The sequence below is a fragment of the Spirosoma pomorum genome (assembly GCF_054776615.1).
Window position 1 is genome coordinate 1 of the sequence record NZ_BAAHBP010000032.1, and the last position, 17630, is coordinate 17630.

At 50.2% G+C, this 17630-nt stretch carries 17 protein-coding genes; 10 read left to right on the forward strand and 7 right to left on the reverse strand.

Going from position 1 to position 17630, the window contains the following annotated elements; genetic code table 11:
* Window positions 1-643 precede the first annotated feature (643 nt).
* On the forward strand, window positions 644-871 hold the full coding sequence (locus tag ACYVAD_RS19870) for a hypothetical protein (protein ID WP_461141279.1): 228 nt from the start codon (window positions 644-646) through the stop codon (window positions 869-871).
* Between the two features lie 52 nt (window positions 872-923).
* On the opposite strand, the gene ACYVAD_RS19875 is transcribed toward ACYVAD_RS19870, so the two are convergent.
* From ACYVAD_RS19875 to ACYVAD_RS19895, 5 genes are all read right to left on the reverse strand, one after another.
* Window positions 924-1319, reverse strand: a complete 396-nt coding sequence (locus tag ACYVAD_RS19875; RefSeq protein ID WP_461141280.1) for a DUF3037 domain-containing protein — start codon at window positions 1317-1319, stop codon at window positions 924-926.
* Window positions 1285-2079: a HipA family kinase gene (locus ACYVAD_RS19880; RefSeq protein ID WP_461141281.1), complete on the reverse strand. Its 795-nt coding sequence runs from the start codon at window positions 2077-2079 to the stop codon at window positions 1285-1287. The genes ACYVAD_RS19875 and ACYVAD_RS19880 overlap by 35 nt, the downstream gene beginning before the upstream one ends.
* Before the next feature lie 92 nt (window positions 2080-2171).
* Complete coding sequence (locus tag ACYVAD_RS19885; RefSeq protein WP_461141282.1) at window positions 2172-5801, reverse strand: ABC transporter permease/M1 family aminopeptidase; 3630 nt, start codon at window positions 5799-5801, stop codon at window positions 2172-2174.
* A gap of 61 nt (window positions 5802-5862) precedes the next feature.
* Complete coding sequence (locus ACYVAD_RS19890) at window positions 5863-6750, reverse strand: ABC transporter ATP-binding protein (protein ID WP_461141283.1); 888 nt, start codon at window positions 6748-6750, stop codon at window positions 5863-5865.
* A gap of 191 nt (window positions 6751-6941) precedes the next feature.
* On the reverse strand, window positions 6942-7142 hold the full coding sequence (locus ACYVAD_RS19895) for a hypothetical protein (RefSeq protein WP_461141284.1): 201 nt from the start codon (window positions 7140-7142) through the stop codon (window positions 6942-6944).
* 461 nt (window positions 7143-7603) lie between these two features.
* Here ACYVAD_RS19895 and ACYVAD_RS19900 point away from each other — a divergent pair, with 461 nt between their 5' ends.
* The 4 genes from ACYVAD_RS19900 (at window position 7604) to ACYVAD_RS19915 (ending at window position 9806) form a co-directional block, all read left to right on the forward strand.
* Window positions 7604-8005: a hypothetical protein gene (locus tag ACYVAD_RS19900; protein WP_461141285.1), complete on the forward strand. Its 402-nt coding sequence runs from the start codon at window positions 7604-7606 to the stop codon at window positions 8003-8005.
* Window positions 8006-8112: 107 nt separating this feature from the next.
* Complete coding sequence (locus ACYVAD_RS19905; protein WP_461141286.1) at window positions 8113-9318, forward strand: acyl-CoA dehydrogenase family protein; 1206 nt, start codon at window positions 8113-8115, stop codon at window positions 9316-9318.
* A gap of 163 nt (window positions 9319-9481) precedes the next feature.
* Window positions 9482-9631, forward strand: coding sequence for a DUF5618 family protein (locus ACYVAD_RS19910; RefSeq protein WP_461141388.1), 150 nt, complete (start codon window positions 9482-9484; stop codon window positions 9629-9631).
* Window positions 9632-9638: 7 nt separating this feature from the next.
* Window positions 9639-9806 (forward strand): DUF5618 family protein, encoded by a 168-nt coding sequence (locus ACYVAD_RS19915; protein ID WP_461141287.1) that lies wholly within the window; start codon window positions 9639-9641, stop codon window positions 9804-9806.
* A gap of 79 nt (window positions 9807-9885) precedes the next feature.
* Here the strand turns inward: ACYVAD_RS19915 and ACYVAD_RS19920 are convergent, their stop codons facing one another.
* Both ACYVAD_RS19920 and ACYVAD_RS19925 read right to left on the reverse strand, forming a co-directional pair.
* On the reverse strand, window positions 9886-11598 hold the full coding sequence (locus ACYVAD_RS19920) for a GMC oxidoreductase (protein ID WP_461141288.1): 1713 nt from the start codon (window positions 11596-11598) through the stop codon (window positions 9886-9888).
* 25 nt (window positions 11599-11623) lie between these two features.
* Window positions 11624-12166 carry a gluconate 2-dehydrogenase subunit 3 family protein gene (locus ACYVAD_RS19925; protein ID WP_461141289.1) on the reverse strand — a complete coding sequence of 181 codons (543 nt, stop codon included), beginning with the start codon at window positions 12164-12166 and terminating at the stop codon, window positions 11624-11626.
* Between the two features lie 349 nt (window positions 12167-12515).
* Here ACYVAD_RS19925 and ACYVAD_RS19930 point away from each other — a divergent pair, with 349 nt between their 5' ends.
* From ACYVAD_RS19930 to ACYVAD_RS19950, 5 genes are all read left to right on the forward strand, one after another.
* Window positions 12516-13949 (forward strand): S41 family peptidase, encoded by a 1434-nt coding sequence (locus ACYVAD_RS19930; RefSeq protein WP_461141389.1) that lies wholly within the window; start codon window positions 12516-12518, stop codon window positions 13947-13949.
* Window positions 13950-14064: 115 nt separating this feature from the next.
* Complete coding sequence (locus tag ACYVAD_RS19935; RefSeq protein WP_461141290.1) at window positions 14065-15117, forward strand: Kelch repeat-containing protein; 1053 nt, start codon at window positions 14065-14067, stop codon at window positions 15115-15117.
* Between the two features lie 11 nt (window positions 15118-15128).
* Window positions 15129-15467 (forward strand): DUF4907 domain-containing protein, encoded by a 339-nt coding sequence (locus ACYVAD_RS19940; RefSeq protein ID WP_461141291.1) that lies wholly within the window; start codon window positions 15129-15131, stop codon window positions 15465-15467.
* 64 nt (window positions 15468-15531) lie between these two features.
* Window positions 15532-16860 carry a DUF4270 family protein gene (locus ACYVAD_RS19945; protein ID WP_461141292.1) on the forward strand — a complete coding sequence of 443 codons (1329 nt, stop codon included), beginning with the start codon at window positions 15532-15534 and terminating at the stop codon, window positions 16858-16860.
* Window positions 16861-17138: 278 nt separating this feature from the next.
* Window positions 17139-17366, forward strand: a complete 228-nt coding sequence (locus ACYVAD_RS19950) for a hypothetical protein (protein WP_461141293.1) — start codon at window positions 17139-17141, stop codon at window positions 17364-17366.
* The last annotated feature ends 264 nt before the right edge of the window (window positions 17367-17630 follow it).

The window sequence follows — 17630 nt, forward strand, 5'->3', positions numbered from 1 at the left end:
TGCTTTTGTTGCTTGGTCGCTACAAAGTTGACCTGACTACCAGCTTTTTAGATTCCCCAACACACTCTTAGCTAAATCAGAAGAAACACAATCCGATACGTCCAGTGTCGCTACAGTCAATAAAAACGGTACAACCGTTTATGAATACAATGATAAAAGGCTGGTGGTAAGTGCGAAGAAATTTTTATTGACAAAGACGACAACTACTTCTCCATTTTCATACACTACTCCCGGGACAGAACAGTGGCTCTATTGGTATGAGTATGATACAAATGATCGATTAGTCAAGAGCGTGTCTCAGTTCTCTGATACTAATCGTCGATACCTTAGAGAAACGAGAACGTTTGGGTATGACGCGCAAGGAAAACTACTTTCTTGTGATGTTCAAGAACAATACAATCTGCTTCAGAGCAAAGCCAGCTTTGTTTTTCAGAATGGAGTTTTGGTGAAATACTCCGAATCGATTCCTAATTCGACGACAGACTATGAAATTAATTCAATCGGTTTATTAACCAAGATTTCTAGTGGATCACATATTGTTTCTCAACGAAATTACGATGCCAATGGGAATCTCGTTAAGAATGAAGAGTCTACAGTTATATCCACCTATTTGTATGATAAAGCGCCAAATCCTCGATCAACATTGCCCAAATTTAAGGGGCATCCTGATGATGTGGTAGAGAAATTGTTTAATCCGTCATCAAATAATGTAGTCAAGGAAACTATTCTGGATAACAAGCTAGGATCACCGGTTACGTCAGAAATTACGTACAACGTCTCGTATGATTCCGATGGATTACTGACTTCCAAATCCTGGGTTAATCCGACCAACAAAGCTTACTACAGAAAGTATACATACTCGTATCAGTAGCGGAGGAATACTCTCTTGAAAGTTCCTGATTTGACCAAAGTCAGTCAAAGCGTTACTTCACCAACTCGTCAAATAACCGATCCAGCGTTTCACCCGCGTTGGTACAGAGGCCGGGGTGGACGGGGGAGGTTTGAACGACGGTGCTGCGGGTAGCCGTCAGCCAGCGAAACCGGGACGCTACTGCTAGCTGGCCGATAGCTCCGCCCGTTGCCCGCCCGTTGCAGATACGCTCGAAGGCCTGTAGTCGTTCGGTTAGCTCGGCCAGGTCGATCTTGCCCGCGAAGGCGCGTAATCGCTCCTCGTTCAATTCAAATCTGGTTTTCAAAAACCCCTGAGGAGCGCAGTACAAAATCACGCCGACGTTGAGAAATTCCCCCCGTTCGACGCGCGGCATTACGCGAATAACGGCGTACTCAAATAAGTGCTTTTCGGGCGTGCTGAGCTTCATGAACAAAAACGTCGGACGTAGCGATTCGGGTAGTTAAGAAATTGACGTAGATCTGCCGCAGCTCGTCGGGCGACAAATCGAGGTTGTCGGTGAGCCAGTCGTCTGGTACAATCGATACAATGGCCGCAATACGTTCGGGGGTTAGAATTTGCTTCGCCTGGGCGTCGGCGGCTTCCAGCTCCGATGCCTGCGGCAGCAGCACGTGATCTTTAATCTGCACGAACGGACGTTTGCTCTGTTCTTCCCAGTTCATGCCTGAATGGTGAAAATACAGTGATGCACCGTGGTCAATCAGCCATAATTCCTTGTGCCAGATTAGCATGTTCGTGTTGCGCACCGTCCGGTCAACGTTGGTGACCAGACAGTCGAGCCAGACGATCATCGAAGCTGTCATCGCATCGACTGTCGTAATCAGCGGATCGAACGTAATGGCGCCGGATAAGTAATGCAGGGCGAGATTTAATCCTTCGCTGGCGCGTAATAAATCCTGAATTTCTTCGTCGGGCTCGGTGCGGCCAAAGGCTTCGTCCAGTTGGGCAAATACCAATTCCGGTAGTCGCAGGCCAAGCGCGCGGGCAATCTCCCCGGCGATTAGCTCGGCAACGAGGGCTTTAGTACCCTGGCCCGCCCCGCGAAATTTAAGGACGTACAAAAAATCATCGTCGGCTTCCACCAGAGCAGGCAGCGAGCCACCTTCTCGCAGGGGCGTGACGTAACGAACGACGTTGACGGTTCGGAGTTGCGGTTGATAATCGGTCACAGCGTTGGCGGGCAATACCTAACAAACAGCCCGTCCGGCGAAAATACGGCTAATTTCGCACAGGACGGGCTGTTTTGTCCGAGAGCCGATTCTTAGCGCTGAACTACTTTCTTGAGGTTGTCGTCGGGAATCCGGTCAACGAGGTAATTAATGGGGTCAATACCAGCCTGGTATGGCTCCTCCGTTACGGTGAATGTATAGGTTCCTTTGGGGTTGCGCATTTTTTCGCGCCGAATAGCCAGGAGCTTACCCTGCGTTTTCCCATCGGTAGGTTTGCCGTAGACGCCCACGTCAATCCAGTCGTTGAGCGGAACAGGTTTTTCAGAACCCAGGGAATCGGCGCGTAGCTTCTCGCTCTGCACAGACACCGTAACCTCGTACTTTCCGTTCGTCTGTTTCTTGTACGATGCGGTCAGCGCCCGGTTATTGAAAATGGTCATCTCTTCGAACAGGTCCTGGATAACGTATTGCAACGAGTCAGGCGTGTTTTTCTTGAACAGATCCACCAGCGCGTAAGCATTCGGGTAGGGTGGACGGCGGTAGGCATACTGCTGAACCAATTCGTGCAGGGAGTTATTTACCGCCTTTTCGCCGATCATTTCCTTCAGGTAATACATGACCACGCTGCCTTTTCGGTAGTGGATGTAGCCCTGGTTTTCAACCCTTTCGAGTGGTACTTCCTGCTGCGATTCGCTTCCCCGCGCCGAGAGATACTGATCCATTTCGTACTTCAGGAACTTCTTCATCCGGTCTTTGCCGTACTCTTTTTCCATCACCATCAGGGCTGAATACTGTGCCATTGTCTCCGACAGCAACGTAGCGCCCTGCATATCGGCTCCAACAACCTGGTGCGCCCACCACTGGTGCCCCATCTCGTGCGCTACGACGTAGTAAACCATGTCGATATCTTCTTTCGGGTCGATCTGAGCAATAAAGCCGATGCCCTCCGAATAAGGCATGGTGCCGGGGAACGCCTGCGCGAACGTAGCATAGCGCGGAAACTCAATGATCCGGGCCTGTTTGTGGTAGTATGGGCCAAAGTTTTTGGTGTAATACGCCAGCGACTTCTTCACTGAATTCAGCATGTTTTTGACGTTGTACGGATGCTTCTTGTCATAGTAAACTTCCACGTCGATGCCGTTCCACTTCTCACGGGCCACTTCGTACTTCGCTGAAATAAACGAATAGAAATTTAGTGATGGATGGTCCAGTTTGTAATGGTAGTAATGCCGGGGATTGCCATTTGCGTCGGTCTGTTTCCACTCCTTGAGCAGTGAGCCGGGAGCCACTGCCAACTGATCGTCGGACGTGCTAATGGTGGTTTCGACCATTACCCAGTCGGAGTTGTTACTGATGTACGTATTCATGCAACGGTCGGTGCAGTTGCGAGTCAGGTAAGACATACGATCTTTTAGTCCTATGTCGTACTCGCGTCGTTTGTTTTTGTCGTTCAACTCAAACGATTCCTGATACCCAATTTGTGGGGCTATATCGCTGTTGTCGAAGAAGGAACCGTTCTGATTGATCTGCTTGGTCAGGGTTACTTCATTTTCAAAGCCGCGGGTGATTTTCTTCGCCGTGTAGCGCAGGTGAACAGAATCGCCGGGAGCCAACGCCGGACTCATGTGGTAAATCTGATACTGCAACAGTGAGTCATTCATCGCCAGTGTAGCCTGGTCAACACGGATGGCATACTCAAGTCGATTCGGTAACGTAATGTGCAGTGAATCAATTGGGAAACTACTTCGATTTACCAGCACAAAATCACCGTTGACGGTCAGGTTACGCTGCTTCGGGTACACATCAATGTTGTACTTCACATCGCTGATACGGGGTTGCGGAACGTGCTGGTATTTTTTGTATTTCAGTTCATAAGCCACCTGCCGTTTTTCCTGCTGCTTGTTCGTTTCATACTGATTCAACACGCTAGTGTTGTAGAAGATGAAACCACCACACAGTAGCAGAACAACAGCGAGCCCCACCACCAGCCGACCGTTCGTTCCTGCCAGATGCAGTCGGGCATTCCGAAAGCGATCCCGCCAGCTGGTATCCCGGCCGCGTACCCAAAACAGAATCGCGACCATGGCTAACAGCGCAGAAACCAGTGTCCAGTACAGTCGGAACCAGGCATAAGCGGCTATGAATGGGCCAAAGCCGTTCATGTCAGAATACGTATAGTCCGGCGACGCATTGAACTGGACCAGGTTACTGCTTACGTCCAGCGGTGTCCATACGTAAGCATTAGCGATCAGGACGACGATAAACGCGAAAAAGGCGACGTACTTCTGGTTGACTAACGTGTGGACGAGCATCGATAGGACAATCAACGGAATAAAACGAAGCAGATCGATCGCGAAAAACTCGGTCAGGTACAGGCCCGGCTCAATGTTCGTGTAGCCCTTCAGCACCTGGGTTAGCATGCCCGCGAGAATGCAGACGAGCTGGATTACGGCAACCATACCAATCAGGGCCAGCAATTTGCCGGCGAACACTGGCCAGGTGCGGTTGGGCATGGCGTCGTAAATCTGATCCAGATCGGCGTCGCGTTCCTTCCAGATAACTGAGCCCGAGTAAAAAACGATGATAGCGATAAGGAACAGATACATTGTTCCCCGAATGAGATCGATTACCTGATACGTAACAGGGTATGACATCAGGCCGTATGTCCGGTCGGAGTACTGCAGCGAGAACCCCATGTTCATCATTCCCGCCAGCAGAATTACGATAAATGCGGTGCCAGTCACGATACCCAGGAATTCCGACCGGGCAATGTGCCAGAGTTGCGTTAGACGGGCTGCATTCGTGCTATAAACGTGTACGGTAGGCAACGGCTGTAGGGGTGTGAACAGCGGTTGCTGATCGGCTTCCTGTTTCATCCGTTTCCGCTGACGACGAGTCATCCGAACCGCCCGGTCGGCAAACGAGAAGCGCACATACGTAAAGACCAGTAATCCCGCCCCCAGACCCATCCAGATCAACCGGTTCATCAGCATCTGAAGGTTATCCAGCCCAACCGAGCGGGTATTTTTATCGCTGACGGTCCAATATTTTGTGATCAGTTCGAAAGGGCGCGCCCCAAAGGCATCCACAAAAAAGGCAAGATTCTCGTTTTCTACGTCGCTCAGGAAACTGCTCGAAATACCATACATAACGATCAGGATGATCGCGCCGATAAAGGAAACGATAGTCGAGCGAGAGAGGGCAGCCAGCGTAAAAATAAAAGCCCCGCTGATGAACGTATTGGGAATGGCAAAAATGAGGAAACTATTCAGGTGCGCCGACCAGACGATTGGACCGTATCGATCGAAATCGATGGAACCCGTGGTCAGGCCAATCGCCGTTCCGAGCAAAATGCCCAGCGAAATCCCGAGGAAGGGAATTAGCGAAACCAAATACGACCCCAGAAACCGCCCGGCCAGGTAATCGAACTTGCGGATGGGCGACGAGAAAATGATCTGGTTCGTTTTATAGCTGAAATCACGAATAGCCGCGTTTTGTATAAAGGCCGTGGTCATCAGTAACGCAAACAGGCACCAGATGCCGTACTGGGTCTGGATAACGTAAGGCGCATTTTTGTAAATATTACCGAAAGAACCACCAATGGTCAGGTCGTTGGAGGCTGCCGCCCAAGCAAACATCAGTACATTGACCAGCGTGAATATATACACCATTGGCTGCCGTAGCCAGTAGCGTATCTCGAACGCGAAGAGGTAGGAGAACATAGGGTTTCAGAAGGAGAGGAAGAAAGGAATAAAGAACCGCCTGCCGTATCAGCGTGGGTGTCTAATTGCTGTTGTTGATGGTAGAGAAAAATACATCCTCCAAATCAGGCTTAGCAGGCGTGAAGTTGTCCATCGGGTCCACGTCGCTGTAAACGTGAATAAGCGGTTTGCCCGCTACCAGTTTATTGGAGATCAGGCTGTAGCGTTCAGCGTAGTCGGGAAGAGTAGCCTTCTCAATGGATTTCTGCCAGATCTTTCCGTTCAGTCTATCTACCGAATCCAGTGGGGAGCCGCTGTATAAAACCTTGCCCCGGTGAATAATGGCCATGTTGCGACACAGTTCCATTACGTCCTGCACGATATGAGTCGACAGAATAACAATGACATTTTCGCCGATTTCCGACAGTAGGTTGTAGAACCGGTTCCGTTCGCCCGGATCGAGGCCCGCCGTGGGTTCATCCACGATGATGAGTTTTGGATTGCCAATCAGGGCCTGCGCAATACCGAAGCGCTGCTTCATCCCACCGGAGTAGCTGCTGACTGCCTTTTTTCGGTGTTCAAACAGGTTCACTCGATTGAGGAGAGCGGCTACCAAATCACTACGTTCCCGGCTGTTGGTTACGCCTTTCAGAACCGCCATGTAATCGAGCAGGTCTGTGGCTGATACTTTCGGGTAGACCCCAAATTCCTGCGGCAGATAGCCCAGCACCTGTCGGATAGCTTCTTTCTGGTGCAGTACGTCAATCTGGTTGGTATTGGCACTACCTAATGTTGCCGAACCGCTATCGGCATCCTGCAACGTAGCGAGGGTACGCATCAGCGTTGATTTTCCCGCGCCATTCTGCCCCAGCAGGCCGTACATGCCGGTTGGGATCGTGAGTGATACGTTGTCCAGCGCTTTTACGCCATTCGAATAAGTTTTGGAGAGGTTTTGAATCGTTAGCTGCATCAGAGGAGGTAAGAGGGTGTACGCTTGTAAAGCTAGACAGCTCCCACAACTAATGGCTGGTTCTGTGATTAAAGGGGCGTAAAGGGGTATGAAAGGCTGGTCATAGAAGACTCTTGATCAAAGGAAACTCTGGGGAAATAAAAATCCCCGCTGATTCAGCGGGGATTGAAGGAGATAACCAGCTAGATAAATCAGGCAGTCCGTTCGGAAGAACCGTCGGCCGAAGCTTGATTGAGTGGCCGGACGACTTTGCCGATCAATTTGCCGGAGCTGTCGTACTCGATCTGATATTCGAATTTCTTGGATCGGAACCGGTTGCCACCAGCGGGTTTAAGCTGGACCGGTTCACCATCGATAAAGACGCGAATGGGAGAGTTGCGGTAGTGGGACATACTAGTTCAGGTAAAATACACCCTTGAGAAGAATGTATGTTTTATGGATAAAGTAGAGAGCAAGAAAAGAGCGACCAATCAACGAACTGACTGATAACTGTCTCTTACCAACAAAATAAACGCAATTGTTATGGTAAAATTTAGTTAGTGGGAAAAATCTAGAAAAGAGATAGTTTTTTAGCAGAATTACTGTACTAAGCGGAGATAGTTCATTTTTGACGTAAAACTCTACGTAAGGGATTTTGGGAACTGCACTATTGGTTCGCGGAATTCGAATTAATCGTCTCTGGCATAGTTTACGATTTCCTGGGATGCGCAGAAGCTAACAAGCGAGTGGCTTGGAGTTGGCCTGACATCGAAATCTGCTGCTACCTATACTGACAAGCCAGTCCGGCTGTGAGTGAAGGCAGCTACCTCCGCCGGATTTATTCTACATTTGGCCTTTTATCAAATCCCGCTTTATGAAATCAACCCTACTTGTATGCCTGGCCATCCTAACATTGGTTGCCTGCTCATCATCGGCTGTATCGGAAGGAGATCTAGAAGGAAAGACGTTTCAGGCGAAACTAGATATTCCTAAAAACGCGAACAGCAACAACCCGATGGCATCCTTGATGATGGCAATGATGGCGAATATGAAAGCTAAATACTCATTTAAAAATAACAACACGGGTGTTTATACGGCCGAAGCGGGCACCATGGCAACCAACCAGGATTTCACCTGGACGATTGAAAACGATACGTTAAAAATAGACCCCGTCAACGGGTCCGAAGCGAAAAGCAGCCGCTACTTTATTCAGGCCGAAGAAGCTGGTTATACGTTAAAAGACAGTACCGTAACCGTACATTTGACAAAAGAGTAGCCGTGCGGTAAACAAGTACCCGCGTAGGTGCCAGCGAGTTTATGGGGAATGCCCGGTCAAAAACGTTTCTGTCGCCAACAAGCGGGCCGGTTTGGGGTTAACCCCCTATGCAACCAGCAAATACGACCCCGCAACGGAAGGTAGACTCCTACGAATCGCCTGACTTTTACGAGCTCGACGACATACTAACGGCAGAGCATAAACTTGTCCGTTCGGCCGCGCGTGATTTCGTCAAACGAGAAATCACACCCATCATTGAAGATTATGCCTTACGATCCGAGTTTCCAGCCCAGCTGGTTCCTAAACTCGGCAAAATCGGTGCGTTCGGTCCTACTATTCCCACAAAATACGGCGGGGGAGGGCTCGATCAGATATCCTACGGGTTGATGCTACAGGAGATTGAGCGGGGCGATTCGGGTATTCGATCCTGCGTATCAGTACAAAGCTCATTAGTTATGTACCCGATCAATACGTTCGGGACCGACGAGCAAAAAGAGAAATACCTGCCCCGGCTGGCCAGCGGTGAACTGTTAGGATGCTTTGGCCTGACTGAAGCGAACCACGGGTCTGACCCCGGTGGTATGGAAACCAACTTCATCGAGCGCAGCGACTATTACCTGCTGAACGGCTCTAAGCTCTGGATTACCAACGCGCCTATCGCTGACATTGCTATTGTCTGGGCGAAGAACGACCAGGGGAAAATCCGGGCGCTGATTCTGGAGAAAGGAATGGACGGCTTCACCGCGAACGAGATTGACAAGAAATGGTCGTTACGGACCAGTGCCATTGGCGAGTTGATTTTCCAGGACGTGCGCGTGCCCAAGGAAAACCTTCTTCCCGAAGCACTCGGGTTAAAAACGGCTCTGCAATGCCTGGACCAGGCTCGGTACGGTATCGCGTGGGGTGCCCTCGGTATTGCGATGGAATGCTACGAAGTCTCCCGGCGCTACGCAGCCGAACGTATTCAGTTCGACAAGCCCATTGCCAGTTTTCAACTGGTTCAGGAAAAATTGGCCGAAATGCTGACGAGTATCACTCAGGCGCAATTGCTCTGTTGGCGACTGGGAATGTTGAAAAACGAAGACAGAGCAACCACCGCCCAGATTTCGCTGGCGAAACGAAACAACATCAACGTAGCACAGCGGGCCGCACAGGCCTCCCGCCAGATTCTGGGTGGGATCGGTATTACGGGTGATTATCCTGTCATGCGCCACCTAATGAATCTGGAGTCGGTAAGTACGTACGAAGGTACCAATGACGTTCACCTGCTCATTCTGGGCGCTTACATCACCGGTATCCCCGCTTACAAGTAATGAGCTAAGGTTGACAATCAAGACAAAATTGCGCCGATTCTGATACGTTTATGAGGTGGTTTGTGCTATTTGCTCAGGTAAATTACCAACGTGCATACCAGAATCAGAGGTCATGAATACCGTTCAGGAAGCAAAATGATACCTCGACAACGCCCGCGAAATCCTGCGTAATAAAGCGCATAAAGAAGATGGTTACTACCAGGATAGTAAATACGTCAAAATGGCTGGTCACACTGCCTACGTTGGTGTACTCGTGGCATTGGATGAACTTCTAGGAAAAAAGGGAAAGGTCGCAAGGACGTTACTGGTATAAGCAAAATTTGGCGAAGCAGGATAAAAAGATCCTGAATGCTTTTTTGACGGCCTATCAGGTATTGCACCTGGACATGGCTTACGATGGTGCGAAGAGTGCTAAGCTAGCAGCTACGGGTCTCGAAGAGGCTGAAACCATCATCGATTGCGTTGAGCAGCGTACTGTAACGGCATAGAGAAAACAGGCTTTCTAAAAGCAGATAACCCTGACCAAACTGGTCGGGGTTATCTGCTTTTTCCTAAAACAAATCGCTTTTAGAGCAACCCTTTTTTCATCGCCTTCACGGCGTAATCGGCAGAGCGGGCGCTCATTGCCATGTACGTTAGCGACGGGTTCTGAGTTGAGGTAGAGGTCATGCTGGCCCCATCGGTGACGAATACGTTCTTCACCGCGTGGAGTTGGTTCCACTTATTCAGCATCGACGTCTTCGGATCCTTACCCATCCGGACTCCGCCCATTTCGTGAATGTCTAGTCCTGGATTACGGTGATCGTCGCGCAGGCGGATGTTCGTGAAACCAGCTGCGGAGAACATTTCGGTCATCTGTTCCTGATAATCCTTCACCATTTTCTCGTCGTTGTCGTCGTAGGCAATCGAGATTTTGAGCTGCGGAATACCGAACGGATCTTTGAGGCTCGAATCGAGCGCTACGTAGTTTGATTCTTTCGGAATAGTTTCGCCCATCATGTGTGAGCCAACGTTCCAGCCGCCCAGCGTTGGGTGTAGCAGGTTGTGCTTTAGGTCGGCGCCGAATCCTTCCTGATTCGTTCTGCTCGAGCGGTTCGCCGAAAAGCCAGCTGCGTAGCCACGCAGGAAGTCGGTTTCCTGTTTGTGCAGGTTCCGGAACCGGGGAATGTAGGGACTGTTCGGCCGACGCCCGTCGGTAGTAGAATCGAGATTACCGTCGAACTCCGCCGAAATACCCGCCCGGTAGTTGTGGAAGGCCACGTATTTTCCCAGTGTACCACTGTCGTTGCCCAGCCCGTTCGGGAACCGATGCGAAGTAGAGTTTAAAAGCACCAGGTTGGAGTTCAGCGCGGCCGCGTTCAGGAAGATGATGCGGGCGTAGTACTCCTTCATTTGTTTCGTTTCGGTATCGATTATCCGAACGCCGGTTGCTTTACCTTTCTGCTCGTCATAAATGATCGAGTGTACGACCGAGTTAGGACGTAACGTCAGCTTACCCGTTTTGGCCGCCCAGGGGATGGTCGAGGAATTGCTGCTGAAATAGCCGCCGAACGGACAACCCCGCTCGCAGATGGTTCGGTGCTGGCACTGCGCCCGTCCCTGCTGGGTATGGATTGGCTGGGGCTGGGTGATATGAGCCGCCCGACCCATAATAACGTGCCGGTCTTTGTACCGCTTCGACATTTCTTTCTGAAAATGCTTCTCGACGCAGTTCCATTCGTGGGGCGGCAAAAACTCGCCGTCAGGCAGGTTAGGCAGCCCATCTTTATTGCCAGTAATGCCAGCAAATCGCTCGACGTAGCTGTACCAGGGAGCTAGATCGGCGTAGCGAATTGGCCAGTCGACGGCAAAACCGTCGCGGGCGGGACCGTCGAAATCGAAATCACTCCACCGCTGCGTTTGCCGGGCCCACATCAGTGATTTGCCACCTACCTGATAGCCACGAATCCAGTCGAAGGGTTTCTCCTGAACGTACGGATGCTCGGCATCTTTGACGAAAAATTGATGCGTTCCTTCGTAAAACGCGTAGCAGCGACTGATGATCGGATTGGCATCCTTCATCTCCCGCGTCAGTTGCCCCCGGTGCTCAAACTCCCAGGGTTGCGTCATGGTCGTCGGGTAATCCGTAATGTGCCGCACGTCGCGACCCCGTTCCAGAACGAGTGTACGAAGACCTTTACCGGTTAATTCCTTGGCCGACCAGCCCCCGCTGATCCCCGAGCCAATCACAATGGCATCGTAGGTGTTCTGGGCCTGGGCGTCTATATTGAAATAAGACATATCGTTGCTTAAAAGAGGTCGGAAGTTACTCAGATTTGGTGCCGGTTTTGGCCGGTACAGGAACGCAGCCGTAGTAATGACCGGGCATAAACTGAAAATTTGTCAGATTGGTCATGACGTATTCGGAGTTCAGGTAGCCTTTGATCGTCAGGCCCTTTACCATCGAATAAAAATCCTTCAGATCAGAATCGCTGGATTGAGAAAGCTGGGTAAGAACAGTTGCCTGCTGCGTTGGGTCGCCCTCGCTGAACGATTTGCCAAATGATTTTTTCGCTAGTTCATCAGCCGCGTCCAGACCTTTCTGAAACTTGGTCTGTGCAGTCTTGTCGTAACAATCGGCAACAACTTTCTGAATGAACTGGTGCACATTAAGCTCCCTGGCACCGGGCGTGTCCGTTTTGGGAATGATCGTTTCGGTTAGAGAGGCCAGGAGAGTTTCCTGTTGACGAGAAATAAATGGGCGGTTCAAAGATACCGTTTCGGTCGTCCAGCCAGTTGCCCAGGCGGGCAGGCTAATCAGACCACCAACGGTGCCCGCCATCGTTTTAAGCGCGCTGCGTCGTTCCACAGAAAAATGAGTTGAAGTCGATTTTATCTATCAAATATACAAAGAAAGCCTATCTACTTATCCGGTTTTCCAAAAGGGGATTCCTTCGTAAGCGGGAAAAGGACTTCCGGCGGTTGCGCCGTATTTACGTTCGAACTGGCTTTCGACGTAAATACTTGATGTTCTATATGGTCTACAGATAATATCTATCGTTATACAGACTCATTCTTCCTGTTTCTCGATACTTTATCAGTCCTGCTGCAACATCATGAGAAAATCCCGCGTACATATGGACAGATTGGGGCGGTTGGTCGCTACCTGTAAACGGTACACAATGAAAAACTCATTTATGAACAGCGCAAGCCAGTTTATGGCAATTAATTTCCTGAAGATCTGTGCTATAGCTGGCGCTATGATAGTAACCGTATCGGCCTGCAAACACGCGGAAGACGAGGTGACGCCAACGTCGGATGCGACGATTGCCGAGAACCAGAAGGTAAACGACTGGATTCTTGAGAACATGCAGTCTTACTATTACTGGAACGACAAGCTCCCGTCGAATCCGGACAAAACCCAGGCCCCGTCTGATTTCTTTGAGTCGATCCTGTACCATTACGATGCCACGACGAATCCTAATGGCGACCGTTTCTCCTGGATTGAGGAAAGCGCCCAGGAACTCACGTCCAGCCTGAGTGGCGAAACCACGACAACGGGTATGGAATACAATCTGTTTCTACGGGCGTCGGGCTCGACGGGTGTTATTGCGCAGGTGTTGTACGTGCTGCCCAACTCACCCGCCGAAAAAGCGGGTATCAAGCGGGGGGATATCATCTCTAAGGTCAACGGTCAGTTGCTCACCAAGGATAACTACGCCAGTCTCCTGTTCTCGGGGACAACTTTTACGTTTGGTTTCGCGTCCCTAAGTGGGTCATCATTAACCGACACGGATCGGTCGGTGTCCGTAACGTCGACTGTCTATCAGGAAAATCCGGTTTTCATGGATTCGGTCTATACATACGGCAGCAAAAAGGTCGGTTATCTGGTCTATAATCAGTTTGTTCCGGGGGCTAACAACAGCTCCGCCAATGAGTACGACGCGCAGGTCGACGCAATTTTTAGTTTTTTTAAGAATCAGGGGGTAAACGAGTTGGTACTGGATCTACGTTATAATCCCGGCGGTTATACCTCGTCATCGGCGAACCTGGCCAGCCTGATTGGGAAAGGAATCAGCAGCAGTAATGTGTACTTCAAAGAAGAGTGGAATAGCGTACTGACGCCCTACCTGACCAAGCAATATGGTAGCAGCTTTTTTGTTCAGAATTTCGTCAGTAAGGCACAAAACATTGGGGCTAATCTACAGCGTGTTTTTGTACTGACAACCGATCAAACAGCTTCAGCCAGTGAATTGATAATTAACGGGTTACGTCCTTATATGTCAGTAATTACAATTGGCACTACAACCCATGGGAAGAATGTGGGGTCTATTACCATAACTGACGATTCGGGCGAGATAAAATGGGGCATGCAGCCGATCGTATTCAAGTCGTTCAACAGCCTGGGACAGTCGGATTATGCAACTGGTTTTACGCCAACGATCGAGGTAGAGGAGCCCGCTGTTTTACAACCGCTGGGCAGTGTGCAGGAGGATTTGCTGAACGAAGCCCTTCAACAGATCACCGGAAGTTCTGTTGGTGCGCGACGGGCGGTTAAATCAGGAAATCAGTTAACTTTGCTGAACTCTTCTATTCAGCGCAAAGCGGGTGGGGGACGTATGATCAAGGATTTAAAAACGTTACATTGGTAAGAGTAGCCATTTTATAAAGAAAATGTCCAAACCTTTACCGTGTCAGGCTGGCGTGGTAAAGGTTTTCGGATTTATGCAGTACCTGAATTTTTGTTTTATTACTTTATAATCACTCATGATTCGTTTGTTTCAACGACCCCTGACCGGGACCTCATCGTCGCGTAACTTTAACCGTCAACTTCGAATAAACTGGGTGCTGGGTGCACTCTGCGTTGCCTGGACTGGTCTCTTAATTGGATGTAATAAAACGGAAACGACAGCGACGCTGGGCGACTGGAAGAGAGGTTCCGACCTGGAAGGTGTAGCTCGCTACGGAGGGGTTAGCTTCGTGATTGGTAACGTAGCCTACATCGGTACGGGTGTTAACAGCAATGGCGAACGGTTGAACGATTTCTGGGCGTACAACGCGCAACGTAATACCTGGACCCAACCCGCAGCCATGACCGTCGGTGCAGCTCGTGCCTTCGGTGTAGGCTTTGCCGTTGGTACGAAAGGGTACGTCGGCTTGGGAACGAACATTAACAGCGAGCGGCTGAACGATTTCTACGAGTACGATCAGACAGCAAACACCTGGAAACGGATTGCCGATTTTGGTGGCTCAGGACGTGATCAGGCTGTTGCTTTCTCTGCGGCCAACAAAGGATACGTGGGTTGCGGTTATGATGGGAACTATCTGAAAGACTTCTGGTCGTACAACCCAGCAACGGCCGCCTGGACGAAAGTGGCCAGCTATGGTGGTTCGAAACGGATTGGCGCTGCGAGCTTCGTCATCAACAACATTGCTTATGTCGGAACCGGAAATAACAATGGTACTCCAGAAGGTGATTGGTGGGCGTATGATCCTGCACAGGATCTGTGGACGCAGAAAAACAACTTCAGCGTGAGCGATAACGCTGGTGTAGCACGTAGCTTCGGAGTGGGTTTTGCCATTGAAAACTACGGCTATATCACGCTGGGAAATGCCAGTGATAAAACGGTCTGGCGTTACGAACCAGCAACAGATAAGTGGTCATCGCTGGGTGTGTTCGAAGGGAGCGCACGTCAGTACGCGCTTGGTTTTGCTATTAACGGGAAAGGGTACGTAACAACAGGAGGTAGCTCGTCGGCGCGTAACGATGATCTGTGGATTTTTGATCCGACCGTAGCACAGGATACCGACAATAACTAAGCCAGTGCTGCATGACAAGTGAACGTCGGCCGCGCATGATTCGGCAGGGGTTGGTTCTGATACTACTGGGGTTAGCCATCGTTACGGTATACCTTCTGTACAAGCGACAGGATCGTTACGAACTGGAGGTGTTTCAGTCAAAAACCGGCTGGGGCTATTCCGTGCTGATGAACGGTTCAGAAGTAATCAATCAGCCAACCATTCCGGGGGGCGTTGGTAATCGCGGCTTTGTCAATGAGCAACAAGCCCAACGGGTTGGTAAACGGGTTGTTGAAAAGCTGCGACAGGGACAGATACCGCCAACGGTTACTCCCGCAGAATTGCATCAACTGGGCGTCAACGTACCGTAATTCATTGATCGGCTGGTCATCAACTAAATGGCCAGCCGATCGTCATTCTTACTCTATACTTTTTATGCGCACATCGTGGTTATCGGGTCTGCTTGTTCTGCTGGCCGTCGCTGCGTTATGGGCCTGTCGGTCGGGAGATCTTGATGTTGGCCAATCTGTCATTAATCCACAGGAGCTGGATATTCAGTCTATTGATACGGTGACGATCCGGACGTCGACCATTGCCGTTCCTGAATCGTACACGACCTCGCTGGACTCCAACATGGTGGTGGGAAACTGGAACGACGCCAATACCGGGAAGCTGATTGCCCGTGGTTTTTCGTCACTGACTTATCCCGCTAACAGCTTGCAGGGCGCAACGAACCTGCGCCTGGATTCGCTGGTGCTGGAGTTGGGGTACACGTATACGTACGGTGATACGTCGAAAACGTTTAACATGGCGATCCACCAGCTGCGGCAGCCATTGGATCCTAATTTGTTCTACACCAACAGCAGCGTGGTTGCCTACGATGAAAAGCCACTCTTCCAGCGCTCATTTTTACTGCGCCCAAATACGGGAGCCCGCCGGATCCGGTTCCGGATTCCTGACGCGATGGCCCAGGAATTCTACACTCGTTTGCTAAGTGGCGATATTAACAACGTAGCGACCATGAACGAGTTCTGGAAAGGGTTTGCGCTTGTTAGTTCAACAAACGAAAACCTATTTGCTGCCTTCTCGGCGTTCAGAGCCTCCGGTCTTCGCTTGTATTACCGGGACATAGGTGGTGTTACTCAAACAGCTAATACGCTGTATTTCTCCTTCGGGACGATCAACTACAGCCAGTTCCTGGCCGATCGTAGTGGTACACCCCTGGCGTCGCTGAAAACCAGAACCGATGAAGTCAGTAGCGCACAAACCGGCCAACAGACTTACGTGGCTCCGGGTGTAGGATTGAGAACCAAAATTACGTTTCCTTACCTGGGCCAGTTTGAGCGTCCCGAAGCGTACGCAGGACTAAATGGGGCGACATTAGAGTTAGGTCCTATCCGACGTAATCTGTTCGACAATGCGACTCCGCCGGCTCAGCTGTATTTGTTCGAGAGTAACACCCAGAATGAAATCATAGGGGCTGTCCCGGCTGGTAATCTTGGTAACACGGCTGCTGCGGCTGGCTATGTTTACAATAACGGCGGGCCAGAATTTCTTGACTCGTACACGTATGATTTGACTTACTACATCGGTCAGGTTATTCGGCGCCGAATTCCAAACCGGCCATTGATCGTGGCTACTACCAGTAATGGGACCCCGGGGGCTGGTGATTTACGCGCGTTAGTGCAGCGCCTGAGCCTAGGATCAGGCCAGCGCACAACCGATCGGATGCGATTACGTCTGTACATTACGTCGGGACTTTAGCGATACATACTTTGCTGAAAACTCCTGCCACGACTTACTGTGGCAGGAGTTTTTTTATGCCTTTCGTCGATGAAAGCGGCTGTTTGTCAACACATATCATCTGGTACCCAAAAATGATCGGAGGAATTGCAACGGTTTACCTGACTAGGGCGTAACAGTAATAAAAGCGGGCAATTAACGAGCGCCCGCCTACGAAAACCCTTATGTTGTTGAATGGCGAATTTGTACGTCACCTGCTTACTCCGTGAAACAGCGGCCAAACTGAATAAGCCATCGCCATGAAACGTACCCATGCATCCAATGAAACCAACCGAACCTCAGCCTTAGGCCTGTTGTTGTCCCGCTCCGAGGATGATTTTTACGGGAGCTTACAACGCGCCCATAATAAGACTGTTCAACCGTCGGCAGAAGACTTGCCGGAGGAAACCATGATATATTCATTCCAACCCGTTGAACCGTCAGTGAACTGGTGGGAAAGCGTCAGGCTGGTAACCAACTTTTTCTAGCCGAGCGAACCGAAACTTTCAGCGCATCCGTCTTGCCGTGCAACGTCAAAATCCTGGTATGCGTACTGAGAATAACCTGTACAATAAGCCTGATTAGTAAACTGGATACCCGACAGGACGACGATTCTGTCGGGCTATTTTTTTACTGGGTAAGTAGCTAGTCAAAAGCTTGCTCTTTCCTTTGACTAACAGTATCTTACTTCGGATTGATACGTTGTCTATCGAGAAAGTATGACCGTTTGCCAGAATCAAGAGTAGAACGAT